Annotated in this window: 13 protein-coding genes; all 13 read right to left on the reverse strand. The window is 66.6% G+C overall.

Annotation, left to right across the window (positions count from 1 at the left end):
* The 13 genes from ACZLIB_RS13215 to moaA all read right to left on the reverse strand — a co-directional run bounded on the left by ACZLIB_RS13215 (position 1) and on the right by moaA (position 14,258).
* On the reverse strand, positions 1–900 hold the full coding sequence (locus ACZLIB_RS13215) for a peptidylprolyl isomerase (protein WP_478467832.1): 900 nt from the start codon (positions 898–900) through the stop codon (positions 1–3).
* Positions 901–903: 3 nt separating this feature from the next.
* Positions 904–1,611, reverse strand: coding sequence for a respiratory nitrate reductase subunit gamma (gene narI / locus ACZLIB_RS13220; RefSeq protein WP_010485313.1), 708 nt, complete (start codon positions 1,609–1,611; stop codon positions 904–906).
* Positions 1,608–2,288 carry a nitrate reductase molybdenum cofactor assembly chaperone gene (gene narJ / locus ACZLIB_RS13225; RefSeq protein ID WP_478467833.1) on the reverse strand — a complete coding sequence of 227 codons (681 nt, stop codon included), beginning with the start codon at positions 2,286–2,288 and terminating at the stop codon, positions 1,608–1,610. The genes narI and narJ overlap by 4 nt, the downstream gene beginning before the upstream one ends.
* Entirely contained in the window at positions 2,288–3,832 is a 1,545-nt protein-coding gene (gene narH / locus ACZLIB_RS13230) for a nitrate reductase subunit beta (RefSeq protein WP_065723460.1), read from the reverse strand. The genes narJ and narH overlap by 1 nt, the downstream gene beginning before the upstream one ends.
* Positions 3,832–7,575, reverse strand: a complete 3,744-nt coding sequence (locus ACZLIB_RS13235; RefSeq protein ID WP_478467834.1) for a nitrate reductase subunit alpha — start codon at positions 7,573–7,575, stop codon at positions 3,832–3,834. The genes narH and ACZLIB_RS13235 overlap by 1 nt, the downstream gene beginning before the upstream one ends.
* 72 nt (positions 7,576–7,647) lie before the next feature.
* Positions 7,648–9,066 (reverse strand): NarK family nitrate/nitrite MFS transporter, encoded by a 1,419-nt coding sequence (locus ACZLIB_RS13240; RefSeq protein WP_478467836.1) that lies wholly within the window; start codon positions 9,064–9,066, stop codon positions 7,648–7,650.
* A 144-nt stretch (positions 9,067–9,210) separates the two neighbouring features.
* Complete coding sequence (locus tag ACZLIB_RS13245; protein ID WP_329893602.1) at positions 9,211–9,576, reverse strand: hypothetical protein; 366 nt, start codon at positions 9,574–9,576, stop codon at positions 9,211–9,213.
* The gene (mobA, locus tag ACZLIB_RS13250) at positions 9,573–10,115 is read right to left on the reverse strand and encodes a molybdenum cofactor guanylyltransferase (protein WP_478467838.1); all 543 of its coding nucleotides are present in this window, start codon (positions 10,113–10,115) and stop codon (positions 9,573–9,575) included. Before mobA ends, ACZLIB_RS13245 begins: the two co-directional genes overlap by 4 nt.
* A 141-nt stretch (positions 10,116–10,256) precedes the next feature.
* Positions 10,257–10,757, reverse strand: coding sequence for a molybdenum cofactor biosynthesis protein MoaE (locus tag ACZLIB_RS13255; RefSeq protein ID WP_049401277.1), 501 nt, complete (start codon positions 10,755–10,757; stop codon positions 10,257–10,259).
* 3 nt (positions 10,758–10,760) lie between these two features.
* Entirely contained in the window at positions 10,761–11,021 is a 261-nt protein-coding gene (locus ACZLIB_RS13260) for a MoaD/ThiS family protein (protein ID WP_006371550.1), read from the reverse strand.
* On the reverse strand, positions 11,021–12,274 hold the full coding sequence (locus ACZLIB_RS13265; RefSeq protein WP_478467839.1) for a molybdopterin molybdotransferase MoeA: 1,254 nt from the start codon (positions 12,272–12,274) through the stop codon (positions 11,021–11,023). The genes ACZLIB_RS13260 and ACZLIB_RS13265 overlap by 1 nt, the downstream gene beginning before the upstream one ends.
* On the reverse strand, positions 12,274–13,269 hold the full coding sequence (moaCB, locus tag ACZLIB_RS13270) for a bifunctional molybdenum cofactor biosynthesis protein MoaC/MoaB (protein WP_478467840.1): 996 nt from the start codon (positions 13,267–13,269) through the stop codon (positions 12,274–12,276). Before moaCB ends, ACZLIB_RS13265 begins: the two co-directional genes overlap by 1 nt.
* Positions 13,270–13,277: 8 nt before the next feature.
* Positions 13,278–14,258, reverse strand: coding sequence for a GTP 3',8-cyclase MoaA (gene moaA / locus ACZLIB_RS13275; RefSeq protein WP_014037448.1), 981 nt, complete (start codon positions 14,256–14,258; stop codon positions 13,278–13,280).
* Positions 14,259–14,300: the final 42 nt, after the last annotated feature.

Here is a 14,300-nt window from a genome sequence, read left to right on the forward strand (position 1 = left end):
TCAGCCGATATCCGCTTCGGCGTCGATCTCGTCCAGCCCGCGCACGGGGTAGCGTTCCTGCAGCTGCAGCAGGTAGGCCTGCACCTCGCGCTGGCGTACCTGCAGCTCCAGGTACTCACGCAGCTGCGGCAGCACCGCCTCGAACGGCTGTGGCTGGCCTTCCTCGCGGGCATCGACGCAGACCACGTGGTAGCCCCAGCGCGATTCCACCGGGAAACCGGCCAGGCCCTCGCGCAGGCGGAACACCTGGCGGTCGAACTCCGGCGTGGTCTGCCCACGCTGCAACCAGCCCAGGTCGCCGCCTTCGCTGCTGGACGGGCAGCGCGAATGGCGCAGGGCGAAATCGGCGAACAGGTGCGGCGACTCCTTCAGCAGTCCGACCAGCCGCTCGCCTTCGGTGCGTGCGGCGAAGCGCCCGGCCACGTCGTCGGCCGGCGCAGCCAGCAGGATATGGCGCAGGCGCACGCGATCGGGCGAGCGGAAGCGCTCCGGGTTTTGCTCGAAGTAGCGGCGGCAGTCCTCGTCGGTCGGCACGCGGTCTTCGATCGCGTCTTCCAGCAGTTGCTGGATCAGCACTTCCTCGTCGCTGACCCGGTTGCCCTCCGGTGCCTGCAGGCCCAGCCGCTGCGCTTCCAGCCGCAGCAGCTCGCGCACCACCAGTGCACGCGCCGCTTCGGCGCGTGACTGTTCCGGGCGCATCGCCCGATGGTGCTGCATCTCGCGGGCGATGTCGGCCTCGCTGATCGCGGTCTCGTCCACGAACAGCCGGCAGGGTGCCGGCTGCCCGAGCGAGCGCGGCCCCTGCTCCGCCGCGTCGTGATGGTGCGAATGGGCCTCGGCCGGAACCGGGGCATTGGAGTCGATCACGGTGATCGGCAGGAATTTCGGCAGGCTGCCCATCGCTTACTCCCGCGGACCGTAACGCAGCGTGGCCTGGCGGCGGCGCACCACCTGGTACGGCCGCCACAGGTAGCTGATCGGGATGCTCCACACGTGCACCAGGCGGGTGAACGGCGCGATCAGGAACAGGGTCAGGCCCAGGAAGATATGCATCTTGTAGACCCAGCTGACGCCCTCGATGTAGTCGGCGGCACCGGCGCGGAAGGTCACGATGTGCTGCGCCCATTCGGCCAGCTGCACCATCACCCCACCGTCCAGGTGGCCGGACGAGATGCGGATGCTGTAGAGGCCCAGGCATAGCTGGGCGAACAGCAGCACCAGCACCAGGGTGTCACCGAAACTGCCGGTGGCCCGTACCCGCGCGTTGAACAGGCGGCGTACCAGCAGGATGCTGATGCCGATGAAGCACAGCGCGCCGAACACACCACCGACCACCATCGCCAGCATCTGCTTCTGCGACGAGGTGATGAAGTGCTCGTACACCGCGTGCGGGGTCAGCAGGCCGACCAGGTGGCCGCCGAGGATGGCCAGGATGCCGATGTGGAAGCAGTTGCTGCCGATCCGCATGCCCTTGTCCGACAGCATCTGGCTGGAGCCGGTGCGCCAGGTATACATGGCCTTGTCATAGCGGGCCCAGCTGCCGATCAGCAGCACCGCCACGGCGATGTACGGGTAGTACTGGAAGGCGAATTGATGCAGGGAGTAACTCATGGCTGGACCTCTCGATGCGAAGGACGGGCCGGCGAACGCACGGGGGGCTTGCAGTCTTCGGAGGGTGCTTCGGCGCCGAAGCGCACCGCCTCCTCCTCCCACAAGCGGTCCATGGCCTCGGCGGTATCGTCGCGGACTTCTTCGCTGGCACGCTGGCGCAGCGCCTGCAGATCGGCCTTGCCGTCGCCGGCTTCGACCAGGATCTCGAACAGCACCCGGTGCGGCAGCTCACGCTCGGCGGCACGCGCCGCCAGCATCCCGGCGATATGGCCGATGTGGTGCAGCCACTCGCGGGCCTCGCTGCCTGGGCGATGGGCCAGGAACTCCAGCAGCAACGGCAGGTAGTCCGGCAGCTCGCGCGCATCCAGTTCGAAGCCGTTGCGGCGGTAGGTTTCGACCAGATCGACCATGGCCTGGCCGCGGTCGCGCGACTCGCCATGTATGTGTTCGAACAGCAGCAGGCTCATCGAGCGGCCACGGTCGAAACTGGCCAGCCATGCGGCCTGTGCGTCCAGCGCATCGGTGTCCAGCAGCTGCTGCACGAAGCTGCGCAGCTGCTGGCGGCGGGCGGTGTTCAGCGCCGGGTCGTCGCAGGCGGCGAGCAGTTCCTCGCCGTGCTGCCACAGTTCTTCACGTGGGTAATCCAGCAGCACCCCAATCAGCTTGAGCACGCTCATCACACCACCTCCTTGCGGCGATGATTGGGGCCGTTGTCCACCACGAACGTTGTGCTCTTGCGCTGGCCGAACAGGTCGGCCGGGCTGTCACCGTTGCAGCCGTTGCCGAAGGTGAAGCCGCAGCCGCCGCGCTCGCCGAAGGCATCGTTGGCGTATTCGCGGTGGCCGGTCGGAATCACGAAACGGTCCTCGTAGTTGGCAATGGCCAGGTAGCGGTACATCTCTTCCACCTGGGCGATGCTCAGCCCGGTCTGTTCCAGCACCGCGGTGTCTTCCACGCCATCCACGTTCTTGGCCCGGCGCCAGGCACGCATCGCCATCAGACGCTCCAGTGCGCGTACCACCGGCGCTTCGTCACCCGCCGTCAGCAGGTTGGCCAGGTAGCGCATCGGGATGCGCAGCGAGGCCACGTCCGGCAGCTCGCCGCTCATGCCCACGCGGCCACGCTCGGCGGCGGACTGGATCGGCGACAGCGGCGGTACGTACCAGACCATCGGCAACGTGCGGTATTCCGGGTGCAGCGGCAGCGCCAGCTTCCAGTCGATCGCCAGCTTGTACACCGGCGACTGCTTGGCTGCATCCAGCCAGCTGTCCGGGATGCCCTCCTTGCGCGCGGCAGCGATCACCGCCGGGTCATTCGGGTCCAGGAAGATATCCAGGTGGGCCTGGTACAGGTCCTTCTCGGCGGCCACCGAGGCGGCCTCGGCGATGCGGTCGGCGTCGTACAGCATCACGCCCAGGTAGCGGATGCGGCCCACGCAGGTTTCCGAACACACGGTCGGCTCACCCATCTCGATGCGCGGGTAGCAGAAGATGCACTTCTCCGACTTGCCGCTCTTCCAGTTGTAGTAGATCTTCTTGTACGGGCAGGCCGACACGCACATGCGCCAGCCACGGCACTTGTCCTGGTCGATCAGCACGATGCCGTCTTCCTCGCGCTTGTAGATCGCGCCCGACGGGCACGCCGACACGCACGCCGGGTTCAGGCAGTGCTCGCACAGGCGCGGCAGGTACATCATGAAGGTCTTCTCGAAGGCGCCGTAGATCTCCTTCTGCACCTGGTCGAAGTTGTAGTCGCGCGAGCGCTTGCTGAACTCCGAACCCAGGATCTCCTCCCAGTTCGGGCCCCACTCGATCTTCTGCATGCGCTCGCCACTGATCAGCGAGCGCGGCCGCGCGGTGGGCTGGTGCTGGCTGTCCTTGGCGGTGTGCAGGTTCTGGTAGTCGAAATCGAACGGCTCGTAGTAGTCGTCGATCTGCGGCAGGTCCGGGTTGGCGAAGATCTTGGCCAGCATGCGCCAGCGGCCACCGGCACGCGGCACCAGCTTGCCGGCGCGGGTGCGCACCCAGCCGCCGTTCCACTTGTCCTGGTTCTCCCATTCCTTCGGGTAGCCGATGCCCGGCTTGGTTTCCACGTTGTTGAACCAGGCGTACTCGACGCCCTCGCGCGAGGTCCAGACGTTCTTGCAGGTGATCGAGCAGGTATGGCAGCCGATGCACTTGTCCAGGTTCAGCACCATCGCGATCTGTGCACGGACCTTCATCACACCACCTCCTTGGCGGCGGCCGGTACGGCCTCGCCATCTAGCCAATCCACCTTGTCCATCTTGCGCACGATCACGAACTCGTCGCGGTTGGTGCCGCAGGTGCCGTAGTAGTTGAAACCGTAGGCCAGCTGCGCGTAGCCGCCGATCATGTGGGTGGGCTTGAGCACGATGCGGGTCACCGAGTTGTGGATGCCGCCGCGGGTCCCGGAAATCTCCGAGCCCGGCACGTTGATGATGCGTTCCTGGGCGTGGTACATCATCGCCATGCCCGGCATCACGCGCTGGCTGACCACCGCACGTGCGGCAATCGCACCGTTGACGTTGAACAGCTCGATCCAGTCGTTGTCGACGATGCCGGCGCTGCGCGCGTCGTCCTCGCTGATCCACACGATCGGGCCACCGCGCGACAGCGTCTGCATGATCAGGTTGTCGCTGTAGGTGCTGTGGATGCCCCACTTCTGGTGTGGCGTGATCCAGTTCAGCACAATCTCCTTGTTACCGTTCGGGCGCTGGTTCAGCAGCGGCTCCACCGTGCGCGTGTTGACCGGCGGCCGGTAGCCCATGAAGGCCTCGCCGAAGTCGATCATCCACTCGTGGTCCTGGTAGAACTGCTGGCGACCGGTCACCGTGCGCCACGGAATCAGCTCGTGCACGTTGGTATAGCCGGCGTTGTAGCTGACGTTGTCGTCCTCCAGGCCCGACCAGATCGGCGAAGAGATGATCTTGCGCGGCTGTGCCTGGATGTCACGGAAGCGGATCGCCTCGTGCTCCTTGCCCACCGCCAGGTGGGTGTGCTCGCGGCCGGTGAACGTGCCCAGCGATTCCCACGCCTTCACTGCGACGTGGCCGTTGGTCTCCGGCGCCAGGTGCAGGATCACCTCGGCCGCGTCGATCGCGGTCGAAATGGCCGGGCGGCCCTGGCTCACGCCCGCGTCGTGCACGGTGTGGTTGAGCTTGCCGAGGAACTCGACCTCGTGCTTCGTGTCCCAGCTCATGCCCTTGCCGCCGTTGCCCAGCTTGTCCAGCAGCGGGCCCAGCGAGGTGAACTTGCGGTACAGGTTCGGGTAGTCGCGCTCCACCACCGTCATCGACGGCATGGTCTGGCCCGGAATGGCCTCGCACTCGCCCTTCTTCCAATCAGCCACGCCGAACGGCATGCCCAGCTCGTTGGGGGTGTCATGCAGGGTCGGCACCAGCACCAGGTCCTTCTCCACGCCCAGCACGCCCGGCGCCATCTCGCTCACGGTGCGGGCAACCTCCTTGAAGATCTCCCAGTCGCTGCGCGATTCCCAGGCCGGATCCACCGCCTTCGACAGCGGGTGGATGAACGGGTGCATGTCCGAGGTGTTGAGGTCGTCCTTCTCGTACCAGGTGGCCGTGGGCAGCACGATGTCCGAGTACAGCGCGGTGGTGCACATGCGGAAGTCGAGCGTGACCAGCAGGTCAAGCTTGCCTTCCGGTGCCTCGTCACGCCACGTCACCTCCTCCGGCTTGATCGCGCCCATCTCGCCAAGGTCCTTGCCCTGCAGGCCATGACGCGTGCCGAGCAGGTGCCGCAGCATGTACTCGTGGCCCTTGCCCGACGAACCCAACAGGTTCGAGCGCCAGATGAACATCATCCGCGGATGGTTCTGCTGTGCATCCGGATCGGCGAAGGCGAAGTCCAGCGAGCCGTCCTTGAACTTGCCCAGCGCGTAGTCGGCCGGGGCAACACCCGCCGCTTCGGCCTCGCGTACCAGCTGCAGCGGGTTGCGGTCCAGCTGCGGCGCACACGGCAGCCAGCCCATGCGCACCGCGCGCAGGTTGAGGTCGGCCAGGCTGCCGCTGTACTTGCTCGCATCCGCCAGCGGCGACAGCAGCTCGTCCACCTGCAGCTTCTCGTAGCGCCATTGCCCGGTGTTGAAGTAGAAGAACGAGGTGCCGTTCATGTGGCGCGGCGGGCGGCTCCAATCCAGGCCGAAGGCCAGCGGCTGCCAGCCGGTCTGCGGGCGCAGCTTTTCCTGGCCCACGTAATGCGCCCAGCCGCCACCGGTCTGGCCCACGCAACCGCACATGATCAGCATGTTGATCAGGCCGCGGTAGTTCATATCGTTGTGGAACCAATGGTTCATCCCGGCGCCGACGATGATCATCGAACGGCCATGGGTCTTGTCGGCGGTACGGGCGAACTCGCGGGCGATCTCGATCACTTCCGCACGCGACACGCCGGTGATGCGTTCCTGCCAGGCCGGGGTGCCCGGCACCATGTCGTCGAAGCTCGATGCCACGTTGCCGCCGCCAAAGCCACGGTCCACGCCATACTGGGCCAGCAGCAGGTCGTAGACCGTGGCCACCAGGGTCTCGCCACCCTCGGCCAGGGCCAGTCGACGCACCGGGATGTTGCGCTCAAGCACGTCGTCGGCCGGCGCAGCGGTCCAGCCCTCCGACTCGATGCCACCGAAGTACGGGAAGCTGACCGCCTCGATGCCCTCATGGCCATCGGCCAGGCTCAGGCGCAGGCGTGTATCGGCGCCCTTGCTTTCCTTCTCCTCGATGTTCCACTTGCCCTTCTCGCCCCAGCGGAAGCCGATCGAGCCGTTGGGCACTACGATCTGGCCACTGTTCTCGTCGTAGGCCAAGGTCTTCCAGTCCGGGTTGTTGGCTTCACCCAGCCCGCCCAGCTCACTGGCACGCAGGAAGCGCCCCGCCACCAGGCGGCCATCGTCGCGGCGCTCCAGGCGCACCAGCATCGGCATGTCCGAGTACTGCCGACAGTAGTCCTGGAAGTACTGCGAGGGCGAATCGACGTGGAACTCGCGCAGGATCACATGGCCGAAGGCGAAGGCCAGCGCCGCATCGGTGCCCTGCTTGGGGTGCAGCCAGTGATCGGTCAGCTTGGCCAGCTCGGAATAGTCCGGGCAGATCGCCACCGTCTTGGTGCCGTTGTAGCGCGCCTCGGTGAAGAAGTGCGCATCGGGCGTACGCGTCTGCGGCACGTTCGAGCCCCAGGCGATGATGTAGCGGCTGTTGTACCAGTCGGCCGATTCGGGCACGTCGGTCTGCTCGCCCCAGATCTGCGGCGAGGCCGGCGGCAGATCGCAGTACCAGTCATAGAAGGACAGGCAGGCGCCGCCCAGCAGCGACAGGTAGCGTGCACCGGCCGCGTAGGACACCATCGACATCGCCGGGATCGGCGAGAAGCCGACCACGCGATCCGGGCCGTACTGCTTCACCGTGTACAGGTTGGAGGCCGCAATGATCTCGTTGGCCTCTTCCCATTGCAGGCGCACGAAGCCGCCCATGCCGCGGCGGGTCTTGTACGAACGCGCCTTCTCCTTGTCCTCCACGATGCTGGCCCAGGCATCGACCGGGGCCTTGCTCTTGCGCGCTTCGCGCCACAGGCGCAGCAGCGTGCCGCGGATCAGCGGGTACTTCAGCCGGTTGGCGCTGTACAGGTACCAGGAATAGCTGGCGCCACGCGGGCAGCCACGCGGTTCATGGTTGGGCAGGTCCGGGCGCGTACGCGGGTAGTCGGTCTGCTGGGTCTCCCAGGTGACCAGGCCGTTCTTGACGTAGATCTTCCAGCTGCACGAACCCGTGCAGTTCACGCCGTGGGTGGAACGTACGATCTTGTCGTACTGCCAGCGGGCGCGGTAGCTGTTTTCCCAGTCGCGGCCCTCGCTCTTGGCGAATCCGTGGCCATCGGCAAAGGTCTGGGGGTCACGCTTGAAGAACTGCAAGCGATCGAGGAAATAACTCATCGGGGGTCTCCCTTTGCGGACATCGGCATCGTGGCTGTGTGTGTCATCTGGCTGCGGTGCGTTTTCATGTCGTCAGCAGGGTGTCTCGGCACCGCGCCGGTAGTACCACCACCAGGTCACGGCCAGGCAGGTGACATAGAAAACAACGAATCCGTACAGCGCCATGTCGGGGCTGCCGGTCAAGGTGATGGACGAGCCGTAGCTCTTGGGAATGAAGAAGCCGCCGTAGGCACCGATCGCACCGGAGAAACCGACCACCGCGGCCGACTCGATGCTGGCCTGGTGCGCGGCCGTGGCCTTGCCTTCGGCGTTGTCGTTGGCCGACCAGCGCTCATGCAGGGTGCGGAAGATCACCGGGATCATGCGGAACGTGGTGCCGTTGCCGATGCCGCTGAGCACGAACAGCGCCATGAAGCTGAGCAGGAAGCCATGGAAGTTGCCGCCCTGGCCGTGACTGGGCAGGAAGTGCAGCACGCCGAACACGGCCGCGATCATCAGCGCGAACACCCAGAAGGTCAGGCGTGCGCCACCCCAGCGGTCGGCCATGCTGCCGCCCACCGAGCGCATCAGTGCGCCCAGCAGCGGGCCGATGAAGGCGTAGGCCAGCGGGTTCACATCCGGGAACTGGCTCTTCACCAGCATCGGGAAGCCGGCCGAGAAACCGATGTAGGAACCGAAGGTGCCGATGTACAACCAGCACATCAGCCAGTTGTGCTTGCGGCGGAAGATCACCGCCTGCTCGGAGAACGACGAGCGGGCGCTGGTCAGGTCGTTCATGCCGAACCAGGCCGCGATGGCGCACAGCGCAATCGCCGGCACCCAGATGAAGCCGGCGTTCTGCAGGAACAACGGCGCCCCACCCTCCACCGTGGGCTGCGGTGCACCACCCAGCGCACCGAACACGCCCACGGTGATGACCAGCGGGATCACCGCCTGCGCCACCGACACGCCCACATTGCCCAGGCCGGCGTTCAGGCCCAGCGCCAGGCCCTGCTTCTGCTTGGGGTAGAAGAAGGAGATGTTGGACATCGACGACGAGAAATTTGCGCCACCGAACCCGCACAGGATCGCGATGGCCACGAACACCCCGTACGGCGTGGCCGGGTCCTGTACCGCAAAGCCGAGCCAGAGCGTCGGCGCCAGCAGCGAGGCCGTGGACAGCGCGGTCCAGCGGCGGCCACCGAAGATCGGAATCACGAACGAATAGAAGATACGCAGCGTGGCGCCGGACAGGCTGGGCAGCGCCACCAGCCAGAACAGCTGGTCGGTGCTGAAGTTGAAGCCGATCTTCGGCAGGCTGATCGACACCGCCGAGAACAGTACCCAGACCGAGAAGGCGAGCAGCAGCGAGGGGATCGAGATGACCAGGTTGCGGGTGGCGACCCGCTTGCCGGTGCGCTCCCAATAGCCGGGGTCCTCCGGCGTCCAGTCGCTGATGACGCGACCTGGACTGGCAGTGCTGCGGACAACAGGATCGCTACCGACGGTCATACATGGCTCCAAGGCTGTGGAATGACGTGGGTACTGCTTTCAAGTTGTGACCCGTCGTCATGCAGCCATTAGGCCGTGCAGCAACAACGACGGGGTTGATCTGGATCAATCAGGGGGCGGTTTCCACCCTGCCCCTGACAAATGTCAAACCGAAGGCGCGGTGGTGCGGCGGGTCACCCCGCGCTGGCGTACGCTGTCGCGCACGTCCACATCGAACTGCAGCTGAAGCTGGCCGCCATCTTCCAGGGCAATGTCGAATGGCAGCCCATCCCGGCACGGCAGCCGCGCCGCCAAGGCCTCGACTGCCGGGCGCGGCAGTACCAGGCGGCAGAAGGTGCCGCCATCGAGCAGCACCGGTTGATCGCCGCCATGCAACGACACCGCCATGCCCCAGCCCTCGATGCCGCCAAAGCGGGTCATGTTCTCGACAGATTCACCGGCCAGCAGGCGCGCCAGTTCGGCCTCGTCCAGGCGAAGCCGTACTGATTGATCCTGCAACTGCACTTTCATGACGCAACATCCTCCCATTGTTCGGGGGTATTGCAGTTGACCAGGCAGGCTTCGTCAACGCTTTCCAGCAGCAGCGCGTACATCTGCAGGCGACGCTGGAAGGCCTGTACCGAGCGCGGCCCCTGCGCATCATCCAGCATCGCGGCCAGCACGCTACGAGTGGCATTGTCCACATTCAACAGCATGGGAAAGGGATGCCCGTCAAAGATCGTGCACGCGCCCCGCCCCTCGGCGGCCAACCGTTGCAGCAGCCGCGGTGCCAGCAACGGCGTGTCCACCGCTACCACCCAGGCTGGGCTATCGGGCATCTGCTGCATCACGCTGTGCAGTCCACCCAGGGGACCGCAGCGCGCCACCTGATCGGGGATGCCGCCGAAGGCCGGATAGTCGCCGCTCACCCACACCCGTTCGGCGCCGGCCTGCAGCAGCAGGCCACGCATGTGTTCCAGCAGGGTGCGCCCCTGCCACGGCAGCAGCGCCTTGTCGCGCCCCATCCGGCTGGACAGGCCGCCGGCCAGCACGATGCCGTTGATGCTCATCGCAGTAGTGCCACGCCATGCGTGGCTGCGTCGGCCGGATTCATCGGGAAGGCCCCATCCACGCATGGCGTGGATCTACTGAACCCCACGGCCATCCAGACATTCGGTGGTAGAGCCACGCCATGCGTGGCTGCAGCGGACTCAATGGTGGTGGTCGTGCGCATGGTCATGGGCATGTGCGGGTTCGCTGTCCGCATGGCACAGGCTGCAGCCCTCGCTCCACTCGCTGTCGCCGTCCTCGTAATGCTCCTGCTTCCAGATCGGGCACTGGTGCTTCACCACCTCGATCAACTGCCGGCAGGCCCTGAATGCCTCGTCTCGATGCGGGCTGCCCGCCGCCACCACCACCGCCACATCACCAATGCCCAACCGGCCCTTGGCATGGGCCACATACAGCTTCAGCTTCGGACCGAACGTCGCCTCGACCTCGGCGGCCAAGCGCTTGAACTCGTTCAGCACCAGCGGCTCGAACAGGTCATAGGTAATCCCGTTCACCGGCCGGCCGATGTTGACGTCGCGCACTTTGCCGATGAACACATCGATGCCACCGAAACCCGGATCGGACACCGCAGCGATGCCCTCGGCCGGATCGATCGACGCCTGCGCGCGGTCCACCACCTTGGCGATGATCTTCTCGCTCATCGCTCAGCCCCCGCTTACCGGCGGCAGGATCGCCACCCGGCCATCGTCGGGCAGCGCCTCGTGGTCACGCAGCACGCGTTGCTGGTCGGCGAACGCCGAGTAGTCCAGCAGGCCCGCGCGGAAGCCCGGCCAGCGCGCAGGCAGCAGCTCGCGCAACGCCTGGCGCAGATCAGCCACAGTGCCACCGGCTACCTCCACCGCGATCTCGCGGCTGGCATCCAGATCGGAAAACGCACCAAACAACTGCAGATTCACCTGCTTCATCATGACTCCTGGCTCGCCAGCTGCACCGGGTCATGGTGACCCCAGCCCTGCACACGCACGTAGGTGCCAGCGTTGGCCAGGTCTCCCTCGGCCTCCAGCACCACCCAGGCGTTGGCCTGCAGCATGGACATCAAACGGAACGACTCCTGCCCGGACAGCACCCGCGCACTCAGGCGGCCCTGCGCGTCCACTTCCACCCGCGCACGCGCGTGGAAGCGCAGGCCCAGCGGCTTGCGCACGTCGGCCTGCAGCGGCAGCTGCAACACGGTTTCCGGTGCCAGCCCCAGCAGGCGGCGCAGCACCGGCTCCACGAAGAAGCGCTGGCCCACGGCGGCCGAGACCGGGTTGCCGGGCAGACCGAAATACAGCGCACCATTGGGCAGCACCGCGAACAACAGCGGCTTGCCGGGGCGGATCGCTACCTTGTGGAAGACGATGCGCGCACCACGTCCACGCAGCGCATCGGGAACGAAATCGTAGCGGCCGGCCGACACCGCGCCGGTGCTGATCAGCAGCTGCGCGCCGGCAGCCAGCGCGTCATCCAGCACCGCATTGAACGCGGCCACGTCATCACCCACCGTGCCCTGCCACACCACTTCGGCACCGGCGGCCTGCAGGCGGCCAACCAGATACGGCCGGTTGCTGTCACGGATCTGGCCGGATTCCAGCGTCTGCGCCGCCTCGGTCACCAACTCCTTGCCGGTAGCGATCACTGCCGCCTTCGGCCGCGCCACCACCGCCACCTGGCCCACGCCGATGGCATGCAGCAGGGTGCGCGCATTGATGTCCAGCACCTGCCCGGCCTGCAGCACACGCTCGCCGTCGCTCACATCCTGGCCGCGCAGGCGCACGTTCTGGCCGGGCTTCACCGTGCCCTTCAGGGCAATGCGGGTCGGGCGTCCTTCCTCGCTGGCGAGGATGTCCACGTTCTCGACCGGCACCACCGTATCCAGGCCAACCGGCATGCGCGCGCCGGTCATGATTTCCCAGGCACCCTCGCCGCCTTCGGCGCCTGCATCGCCGGCTGCCTGCCAGCCCTGCACGGCAAATTCGGTACCGGCTTCGAACGTCGCGCCGTTGGCGCGCAGCGCGAAACCGTCCATCGCAGAATTGTCGAACGGCGGCAACGACTGCCCGCTGTGGATGTCACTGGCCAGGGTACGGCCGCCGGCCTCATGCAACGGCAGGCGCTCGGCCGGCAGCGGCGTGGCCGCATCCAGCAGGTGCTGCAGGGCTTCGCTATAGGCAATCATCAGTGGCCACCACCATCGACCATCGCCAAAGCGTGGCCCAGCACCGGCGCCAGAATATCGAGGCACTGCGCCGCCGCCTTCGGGCTACCCGGCAGTGCGAACACCAGCATGTTGCCCAGCTGCACCACCTCGGCGCGGCTCAGCCAGGCCATCGGCGTGTGCTGTGCGCTCAGTGCCCGCACCATCTGCGCCAGGCCATGCACCGGCCGTGCGTTCAAGGAACGCAGCGCCTCCGGGGTCAGGTCACGCGGGCCCAGCCCGGTACCGCCGGTGCACAGGCACAGGCGCACGCCCTCGGCGGCCAGTGCCTGCAGGCGGCCCGCCAACGGCTCGATGCCGTCGGGCAAGATCTCGGCGGCCACGACCTCACCGCCCAGCTTTTTCAGGCCGCTTACCAGGGTTGGGCCGGACACATCTTCATAGGTGCCCTCACTGGCGCGATCGCTCAGCGTGATCACCGCGCAGGCCGCGCCCTCCAGGCCCTTCGGCGCACGCGGATTGAAGCGCGCGCGCTCGGCATCGTCCATGCCATCCGGGTGCAGCCACACACCGCGCTTGCCGCCTTCCTTGAACAGCAGGCGGATTCCTTCAATGCGCAGGGCCGGTTCCAGCGGCTTGCTCAGGTCGTACAGGGTCAGCAGCGCCGCGTTGACGCCAGCCAGTGCCTCCATCTCCACGCCGGTGCGCGCCTCGCTGGCGCACTCGCACCACACGCGGATCGCCTGCCGTTCCGGCACCGGCGCGTAGAACACCTGCACCAGTTCCAGCGGCAGCGGGTGGCACAGCGGCATCAGCATCGAGGCCATCTTGGCGCCCTGCAGGCCGGCAATCTCGGCCATCACCAGCGCATCGCCCTTAGGCAGGCGGCGCTCGACGATCAACGGATAGGCCACCGGACCAGCATGCAGCTCGCCCACCGCCACCGCACGGCGGCGGGTGATGCGCTTGTCGCGGACATCGGCCATATGGAAGGCCGCATTCAATTCCCCACTCATCGTGTTGCTCATCCTCCAATGGAGGCCAGGTGCGGGGTCAGCCCGGTCTGGCCCTGGTGCAGTCCATGCCCGGCCGCTTTCAGGCCAAGCTGTGTGGTGATGCGTGCCAGCAGCGCGTCGTGGTCATCGTCGCGCTGCAGCAGCGGGCGCAGCGGCACGCCGAACTCGCCGAACAGGCACAGCCGCAGGTCGCCCTTGGCGGTCACCCGCAGGCGGTTGCAGCCCTTGCAGAAGTCACGCGAATACGGGGCGATGATGCCGATGCTGCCGCGATGGTCCGGATGGCCGAACTCACGCGCCGGGCCGGCATCGGCCGCGCGCGGACGCTCGTGCCAGCCGGCCGCCAGCAGCTGCTCGATCACCACGTCGGCACGCAGGTGGTGGCGCTGGAAATAGGCTTCGTTGTCGCCGGTGCGCATCAGCTCGATGAAGCGCACGCTGAAAGGACGGTCACGCAGGTAGTCCATCCACTGCGGCAGCTCGTCGTCGTTCAGGCCACGCAGCAGTACCGCGTTGAGCTTGATCGCCGGCAGGCCCAGCGCCTGTGCCAGGGCCAGGCCCTGTTCGATCTCCGGCAGGCGGTCGTGCCCGGTGATGGTCCTGAAGCGTTCGCGCTGCAGGCTGTCCATGCTCACGTTCAGCGCGGTCAGGCCGGCCCGGTGCCAGCCCGGCAGTCGACGCGGCAGCAGCGTGCCATTGGTGGTGATGGCCACCTTGCGGATGCCCGGCACTGCCGCCACGGTGGCGATGATCTCGTCCAGGTCCTTGCGCAGGCTGGGCTCGCCACCGGTCAGGCGGATCTTGCTCATGCCCAGCGCGGCAAACGCACGCACCAGGCGCGCGATTTCATCCACCTGCAGGAAGCGTGGGCGGCCATCGGCCTGGTAACCATCGGGCAGGCAGTAGCTGCAACGGAAGTTGCAGGCTTCGGTCAACGACAGGCGCAGGTACGGAAAGCTGCGTCCGAAACCGTCGGTGAGTTGGCTCATGGCTGGTCCACCTTGTTGCTCCACCGTCTTGCCTGTACCCGG

The organism is Stenotrophomonas sp. 220_Sma (genome assembly GCF_056487375.1).